This window comes from Streptomyces sp. XM83C (genome assembly GCF_023072675.1).
GTDB lineage: Bacteria > Actinomycetota > Actinomycetes > Streptomycetales > Streptomycetaceae > Streptomyces > Streptomyces thermocoprophilus.
Genome location: NZ_JALLGL010000520.1, coordinates 1 through 2,136, shown reverse-complemented (window position 1 = coordinate 2,136; position 2,136 = coordinate 1). Strand labels below are relative to the sequence as shown.

Annotated in this window: 2 protein-coding genes and 1 pseudogene; 2 read left to right on the top strand and 1 reads right to left on the bottom strand. The window is 70.8% G+C overall.

Going from position 1 to position 2,136, the window contains the following annotated elements; genetic code table 11:
• Window positions 1–188 (top strand): annotated as a pseudogene (locus MTQ10_RS29975) (DUF2201 family putative metallopeptidase); the annotation flags it as partial.
• Window positions 189–212: 24 nt separating this feature from the next.
• Here MTQ10_RS29975 and MTQ10_RS29970 read toward each other — a convergent pair.
• Window positions 213–437 carry a response regulator transcription factor gene (locus MTQ10_RS29970; RefSeq protein WP_282612750.1) on the bottom strand — a complete coding sequence of 75 codons (225 nt, stop codon included), beginning with the start codon at window positions 435–437 and terminating at the stop codon, window positions 213–215.
• Window positions 438–991: 554 nt separating this feature from the next.
• Here MTQ10_RS29970 and MTQ10_RS29960 point away from each other — a divergent pair.
• Window positions 992–2,098 carry a right-handed parallel beta-helix repeat-containing protein gene (locus MTQ10_RS29960; protein WP_247473684.1) on the top strand — a complete coding sequence of 369 codons (1,107 nt, stop codon included), beginning with the start codon at window positions 992–994 and terminating at the stop codon, window positions 2,096–2,098.
• Window positions 2,099–2,136 lie beyond the last annotated feature (38 nt).

Sequence of the window (2,136 nt, the reverse complement as noted above, 5' to 3'; positions counted from 1 at the left end):
GGGTTCGAGCGGGCCGTACGGACCCGTCCGGATGTGATCGTGGCGTTGACGGACGGGCAGACGCCGTGGCCGGTGCGTCCGCCGTGCCGGACGGTGGTGGGCTGTTCCGGCGGCCACGGGGCGGCAGGGTCGGTGAGGACCCGGTGGCGGCGCCGCCGGAGTGGGCGCGGGTGGTGGTGATCAGGTGACGGTCGGGTGGGTGTCGTGCCTGGTCACAGGCCCAGGGCGATGGCGACGCGGGTCAGCTCGGCGGTGGTGGTGATGTTCAGCTTGGCGCGGATGCGGCGGAGGTAGGCGTCGACCGTGTGCTTGGAGAGACCCATGTGGCGGGCGGTCTGGAGGTAGGTCCGGCCGGCGGCGATGTGGCGCAGGGTCTCGCGTTCGCGGGGGGCCAGGGTGATGTCGGGGGTGACGGTGGCGGTGAGGGTGCTGTTCATGGGGTGACTCCGGCGGGTCGTCCTGCGGCGGTCTGCGGGGAGTGCTGCCCACACCCTCGTGAGCAGAGAGAGGGGGAAAGCGAGGCCGATCCGGCTGTCCGTTTCGGTGTGCTTTGCCCTCGTATGAATAGATTGGCTGCCGGACTTCATGACCCTGTCCGTCGACTGTCACAGGCGCGTCACAGGGGAGGGGGAGGGGTTTGATCCCGTCGGGGTGGGTGCTGATTCGGAGGGAACTGTCCGGTCTGCCCTTTTCGTGTTCGCGTGATGGGTCACCGTATGTCCGTTATCGGTGACACCGCGTGGTCGTCATGTGCGCGCTCCTCCTCCAGCTGCCTGGGCGGCAAGCCGTACGGCGAGCAGCGCCAAGCACACGGTGAAGATCGTCGTCGGCACGAGCGGCCGGCCGCCCATCGCCACGGACGGTCTCGTCTGCATCAGGTAGCCGCGAACGTGTGAGTGACGGGCCCCGTGCCGCCGGACGGCGCACGGGGCTCGTCGTACGGCGGCGTGGTGCAGCGAGCGCACCACAAACCAGGCATACGTTGCCGAATATGACGAAGCGACTAATCGCCTATCTTTTGTGCGGTGCGGCGCTCCTCGGCGGCGGTCTCGGCGCCGCCGCCCCCGCGAGCGCCCGGTCCCACCTGCACATCGTCCGGCCCGGCCAGTCGATCCAGCAGGCGGTCGACGCCGCGGCGGCCGGCGACACCGTCCTCGTGCTTCCCGGCCTCTACCGGGAGAGCGTGACGATCGAAATGCCCGGCGTGACCCTGCGCGGCTCCGGCCCGTCCACCGTCATCCAGCCCGCCGCCACGGCCACCGCGTCGGCCGCCGCCCAGCCGGCCGCCGGCGCCACCCGCGCCGCCCCGCTGACCTGCGCGGAGTCCGGCAGCGGCGTCTGCGTCATCGGCGCGAAGGACAAGGACCTCACAGGCGTCACCGTCGCCCACCTCACCGTCACCGGCTTCGCCCGCGCGGGCGTGTTCGCCATGGCCACCGACGGCCTGACGGTCCGCAACGTCACCGCCGTGCGGAACAGCGTGTGGGGCATCGCCGTCGAACGCTCCAAGCACACGGTGATCCGCCACAACACCCTCCGCTCCAACGGCGACGCGGGCGTGTTCCTCGCCAACACCGTCAAGTCCGAGGACGGCGCCGTGGACGCCGGCGGCACCCTCGTCGAACGCAACCGCGCCGACGGCAACCGCATCGGCCTCACCGTCCGCCGGCTGCGCAATCTCACCGTCGACGGCAACACCCTCACCGGCAACTGCGTCGGCCTGTTCGTCGTCGGCGACGAGAACACCCCGAAGACCGGCGCGCTCACCGTCCGGGACAACCAGGTCGTCGCCAACAACAAGTCCTGCCCCGCGACCGGCCGGCTGCCCGCACTACAGGGCTCCGGCATCGTCCTGACCGGCACCGAGAAAGTCCTCGTCACCGGCAACCACGTCCGCGCCAACGCCGGCACCTCCGTCATGTCCGGAGGCATCGTCCTGTTCAAGAGCTTCGTCGGCGCCACCAGCACCGACAACCGCATCACCGACAACCACCTGTCGGACAACGCCCCGGCCGACCTCGTCGACACCGAGACCGCCGGCACCAACACCTACCAGGGCAACACCTGCCGGGCCTCCCGCCCGGCGGGCATGTGCTGACGGGAGACCGCCCCATGACGACGACCACCACCCCCGCC

Excerpts from the sequence above, each read along its gene's own strand:
- MTQ10_RS29960 (WP_247473684.1), top strand. The coding sequence starts at position 992 with ATGACGAAGCGACTAATCGCCTATCTTTTGTGCGGTGCGGCGCTCCTC.
- MTQ10_RS29970 (WP_282612750.1), bottom strand. The coding sequence starts at position 437 with ATGAACAGCACCCTCACCGCCACCGTCACCCCCGACATCACCCTGGCC.